The sequence below is a fragment of the Hypericibacter sp. genome, assembly GCF_050729195.1.
Taxonomy (GTDB): Bacteria; Pseudomonadota; Alphaproteobacteria; order Dongiales; family Dongiaceae; genus Hypericibacter.
In genome coordinates this window covers 1-4,329 of the sequence record NZ_JBOHKS010000100.1, presented here as the reverse complement: position 1 = coordinate 4,329, position 4,329 = coordinate 1, and the positions used below count along the sequence as shown (strand labels likewise).

Annotated in this window: 5 protein-coding genes and 1 pseudogene; 2 read left to right on the top strand and 4 right to left on the bottom strand. The window is 66.1% G+C overall.

What is annotated here, in order from left to right; all coding sequences use genetic code 11:
• The 4 genes and pseudogenes from ACREE8_RS07335 to ACREE8_RS07320 all read right to left on the bottom strand — a co-directional run.
• Positions 1 to 346: pseudogene (locus ACREE8_RS07335) on the bottom strand (hypothetical protein); the annotation flags it as partial.
• 47 nt (positions 347 to 393) lie between these two features.
• The gene (locus tag ACREE8_RS07330) at positions 394 to 885 is read right to left on the bottom strand and encodes a GNAT family N-acetyltransferase (protein WP_431572329.1); all 492 of its coding nucleotides are present in this window, start codon (positions 883 to 885) and stop codon (positions 394 to 396) included.
• The gene (locus ACREE8_RS07325; RefSeq protein ID WP_431572328.1) at positions 882 to 2,402 is read right to left on the bottom strand and encodes a UbiD family decarboxylase; all 1,521 of its coding nucleotides are present in this window, start codon (positions 2,400 to 2,402) and stop codon (positions 882 to 884) included. Before ACREE8_RS07325 ends, ACREE8_RS07330 begins: the two co-directional genes overlap by 4 nt.
• 4 nt (positions 2,403 to 2,406) lie before the next feature.
• Positions 2,407 to 3,186, bottom strand: coding sequence for a hypothetical protein (locus tag ACREE8_RS07320; RefSeq protein WP_431572327.1), 780 nt, complete (start codon positions 3,184 to 3,186; stop codon positions 2,407 to 2,409).
• 140 nt (positions 3,187 to 3,326) lie between these two features.
• Here ACREE8_RS07320 and ACREE8_RS07315 point away from each other — a divergent pair, with 140 nt between their 5' ends.
• Complete coding sequence (locus ACREE8_RS07315) at positions 3,327 to 3,731, top strand: DUF4170 domain-containing protein (protein WP_431572326.1); 405 nt, start codon at positions 3,327 to 3,329, stop codon at positions 3,729 to 3,731.
• Positions 3,732 to 3,738: 7 nt separating this feature from the next.
• On the top strand, positions 3,739 to 4,329 hold a 591-nt coding region (locus ACREE8_RS07310), incomplete at its 3' end, for a hypothetical protein (RefSeq protein ID WP_431572325.1).

Below are 4,329 nucleotides of genomic sequence, written 5' to 3'. Positions count from 1 at the left end.
CGCGCGGCAGCGGACGATGCATCGGCTTGCGGGCGACGGCGTCGCGGCCCTGCGGCCCGCGCTTGTCGCTCGGCAGGCGGCGCGGGGCGGGGGTCGGCGCGATCGTCGCCTTCGGCACCGCTTTCGCCTTGGCCTTCGGCGCTCGCTTGGGTGCCGGGGCCTTCCGGGTGGCGGTCTTCTTCGCCACCGGCCGCTTCACCGTCGTCTTCTTGACGGCTGTTTTCTTCTTGGCGGGCTTGCCCTTGGCGCCGGCCGCCTTCTTCTTGGCGGCGGTCTTCTTTTTCGGCTTCGCCGTTTTGGCGCGGGTCTTGCCGGGACGGCGGGCGGACGTCTTGCGGGCGGCCATGGGCTCTCCGGGATGCGATGGCGGGGGAGGGGAATCGAGGCGGAAGCTTACCGTGGCTCGAGCCCATAGCGAAAGACGGGCAGGAACCGGCCGGGATCAATCTCAGATGGGACGGTGCCGGCCGTCCGGCAACCCATCTTGAGGTAGAAGCCCGAGGCATTGGGGTCGCTCACCACCACCAGCTCGCGATGGCCAAGCGCCCGCGCGATGGCGACCGCATGGTCCCACAAGGCGCGACCCACACCCTGGCCGATGACATCGGGCTCGACGAAGAACATGTCGAGTCCCAGCCCGTCGGGCTCCGGTTCGACGCCGTAGAAGCCCAGCGGCTGGCCGCTGCCGTCGGTCGCGACATAATAGGGATGGGCGCGCAGCTTCTCCGGCATCAGGGTCATGGCGGCCCGGCAGCGCGCGAGGAAACTCGCCTCATAGCCCCAGACCGCCTTGGAGCGCAGCGACAGCTCGGTCAGGGCCTGGGCTTCGTCGGCACGCGCGCGGCGGATCGTGATGACCGGCACCGGGGCGGCCGCGTGCCTCATTTCGAGGGCTTCCAGATATTTTTGCCGGAACCCGGCAGCCCCAGACTGGGCCAGAGCTTGTCGATCTTCTCGACCACGGCCTGGTCCATGCGGATCTTGCGGCCCCATTCGCGGCTTGTTTCGGGCGGCAGCTTGTTGGTGGCGTCGAGGCCGACCTTGCCGCCCAGGCCCGATTCGGGGCTGGCGAAATCGAGATAGTCGATCGGCGTGTTCTCGATCAGCGTCAGGTCGCGCACCGGGTCCATGCGGGTCGAGATCGCCCACATCACGTCCTTCCAGTCGCGCACGTCGATATCGTCATCCACCACGATCACGAACTTGGTGTAGATGAACTGCCGCAGGAACGACCAGATCCCCATCATCACGCGCTTGGCGTGGCCGGGATAGGCCTTGCGGATCGAGACCACGCCGATGCGGTAGGAGCAGCCCTCGGGCGGCAGCCAGAAATCGACGATCTCGGGGAACTGCTGCTTGAGCAGCGGCACGAACAGCTCGTTGAGCGCCACGCCCAGCACCGAAGGCTCGTCGGGCGGCCTTCCGGTGAAGGTCGAAAGATAGATCGGGTCGCGCCGCATGGTGATGGCGCTGACGGTGAAGACCGGGAATTGCTCGACCGCGTTGTAATAGCCGGTATGGTCGCCGTAAGGGCCTTCGTCGCGATAATCCTCGAGGCTGACATGGCCTTCGAGCACGATCTCGGCCTCGGCCGGCACCTTCAGCGGCACGGTCTTGCAATCGACCAACTCGACCTTCTCGCCGCGCAACAGCCCCGCGAACTGATATTCCGACATGGTGTCGGGCACCGGTGTCACGGCGGCGAGGATCGTGGCCGGATCGGCGCCGATCACGGCCGCGACCGGCAGCGGCTCGCGCTTGGCTTCCTTCCAGCGCGCATGATGCTGCGCGCCGCCGCGATGCTTGAGCCAGCGCATCAGAGTCTGGTTCTTCCCCAGGAGCTGCATGCGGTAGATGCCGAGATTGAAATTGTCGGCGCGGTCTTCCTTGGGCTTGGGGCCTTGCGTCACCACCAGCGGCCAGGTGATGAGCGGCGCCGGCTCGCCCGGCCAGCAGGTCTGGATCGGCAGCGCCGTCAGATCGACGTCGCTCCCTTTCAGCACGACGTCCTGGCAGGGCGCGCTCGAGACCGTCTTGGGCTTCATCGCCATCACGGTCTTGAGCAGCGGGAACATCTCGAAGGCCTCGCGCCAGCCGCCGGGCGGCTCGGGCTGCTTCAGCCAGGCGAGCTGCTCGCCCAGCGCCCGCAATTCGCCAGGCTCGCGGCCCATGCCCCAGGCGACGCGCTCGACCGTGCCGAAGAGATTGACCAGCACCTTCATGTCCCAGCGCCGCGACCCGTCGCGAACATTCTCGAACAGCACGGCGGGGCCATCCTCGGCCAGGAGCCGGGTCTGGATCTCGGTCATCTCCAGGACAGGGGAGACCGGCTCGCGCACGCGGGTCAGGCGGCCGGCCGATTCGAGCCGGGCCATGAAATCGCGAAGCGAACGATAGGCCATGGGTTCAGGCGCCGGCGCGGGCCGGGTCGCCTACAAGATGCGCGTCGGGGTGATGCTCGCCCGCGGCCGCCTCGGTCTGGGCCTCTTTCAGCGCGCGGGCATAGGCGCGGTCGGATTTGTAGGGACCGAATTTGGGCAGCTTGTCGGCCGCGATCGGGCGGATGCCCCTGCCATAGGCACGCTCTTCGAAGAAACCGCCTTCAAGCCCGATGAAGACGATCGGCTTCTTCCGGCGCGAGAAGACGCGGCGCATCGAGGCCGAGTGGCTCTTGAAATTGTCATATTCCTCGGGATCGCGCTCGAACAGCAGCTCGAAGGCCTTGATGAAATCCTTGAGGAAGTCGGCCTCGACGATCTGCATGTTGGAGATGACCCAGCAGCGATCCTCGAAATCCCAGTAATAGGCGAGGCCGATGAACTTCCCCGCCCGGTCGATATAGGGGAAGAAGGGGAAGGCGCGGCAGGCGAGGCTGCGATTGTCGCGCTCGCAATGGCGAGCCCCCCGGCATTCGACCGCGGCGCAGGAAGAGCCGATCTCCTTGACGATCTGGCGCGTCGCCCGGTCATAGGGCTTGAAGCGCGTCCACATGTCGGTGCGGCTCTTCAGGAGCTCCCATTCGACCTTCTGGACCACCGGCACCGCATGCTGGGTCGAGCAGCAGACCGGCTCCCCCCCGTTCAGGGGCGCGCATTTCTGCCCGCAATCGAACCGCGAGATCGAGGCCTGGAACAGGTCGTAGATTTGACGAAAGTCGTCGGGACCAATTAATGATTTGTCAGCCATAACGGAGGACTATAACGGGCCCGCGCGCTTGCGCAACGACGCTCGACGGCCGGGCCCCTAAAGATCGGCGTTCGAGCGCCGCAAGGACGGATTGGCTCCCGATTCCGGTGGGGGCGCCCCTTTTTAGTCGAGTCTCAGCCATGACACATTATTGGGTCGTCGGTGGTGAGTATCAGGACACGAGCTTCGACCAGCCGGTGGCCGGCACCGCCGTGCGCCGATTCGGTCCCTATGACACGCATGCGGATGCCAAGGCCAAGTGGCAGGAGCTGGCCTGGGGCTCGGTCGACAACGCCCATGCGCGTTATCGCATCGAAGCCGAGAAGGACCAGTCGCCGCAGAACTACTGGGTGGTCGGCTGCAGTTATCGCGACACCAGCTTCCGCGAGCCGGTCAACGGCAAGGAGAACTGGTTCGGTCCCTTCGCCAGCTATGACGAGGCCAAGGCCGAGTGGCAGAAGCAGGCCTGGGCCACGGTGGACGATGCGATGAGCCGCTTCCGCATCGAGGTCCTGAACGGCTCCGAGCGCCCGCCCGGGGCCTGAGATTTCCATGACCGCCGGAGTCCGGCCGGACGATCTGCCGGAGTGGCTCTTTCGCGCCACCCGCTATCCCTATGACGTGCCGGCGCGCTCATATCTGTTCGACAATCAGCAAGCCGCGCCGCTGCCGTTGCCGGCCGATGCCGGTTTCGAGGGCCGGACGCCGGTCCTCGCGATCGGCTCGAACCGGTCGCCTTACCAGTTGGGCCGGAAATACCCGTTCGAAGGATCGCGGCGCCACCGCATCCCCGTCTCGCGCGCCTGGCTGGCCGATCACGACGTGGTCTTCGCGACCCATATGTCGGGTTACGGCGCCATTCCGGCCAATCTGATGTTCGTTCCGGGCATGCGCGTGCAATTGGCCGTGACCTGGCTCGATCCGGCCCAGCTCGAGGCCATGCATGAAACCGAGATCCACGGCGGCAACTACCGTTACGCCCGGCTCGACGGCATCGCGCTCGATCTCGATCATGCGGGACCAGGCGGCCTTCGGCGTCTCGACAGCGTGACGGCCTATGTGAGCCCGTTCGGCTATATGGCGCATGAAGCAAAGCCGCTCGGTCTCGTGGCCATCCAATCCGAAGGACGGCCACATCCGAGC

Coding starts and splice junctions, on each gene's coding strand:
- ACREE8_RS07330 (WP_431572329.1), bottom strand. CDS start 885: ATGAGGCACGCGGCCGCCCCGGTGCCGGTCATCACGATCCGCCGCGCG.
- ACREE8_RS07325 (WP_431572328.1), bottom strand. CDS start 2,402: ATGGCCTATCGTTCGCTTCGCGATTTCATGGCCCGGCTCGAATCGGCC.
- ACREE8_RS07320 (WP_431572327.1), bottom strand. CDS start 3,186: ATGGCTGACAAATCATTAATTGGTCCCGACGACTTTCGTCAAATCTAC.
- ACREE8_RS07315 (WP_431572326.1), top strand. CDS start 3,327: ATGACACATTATTGGGTCGTCGGTGGTGAGTATCAGGACACGAGCTTC.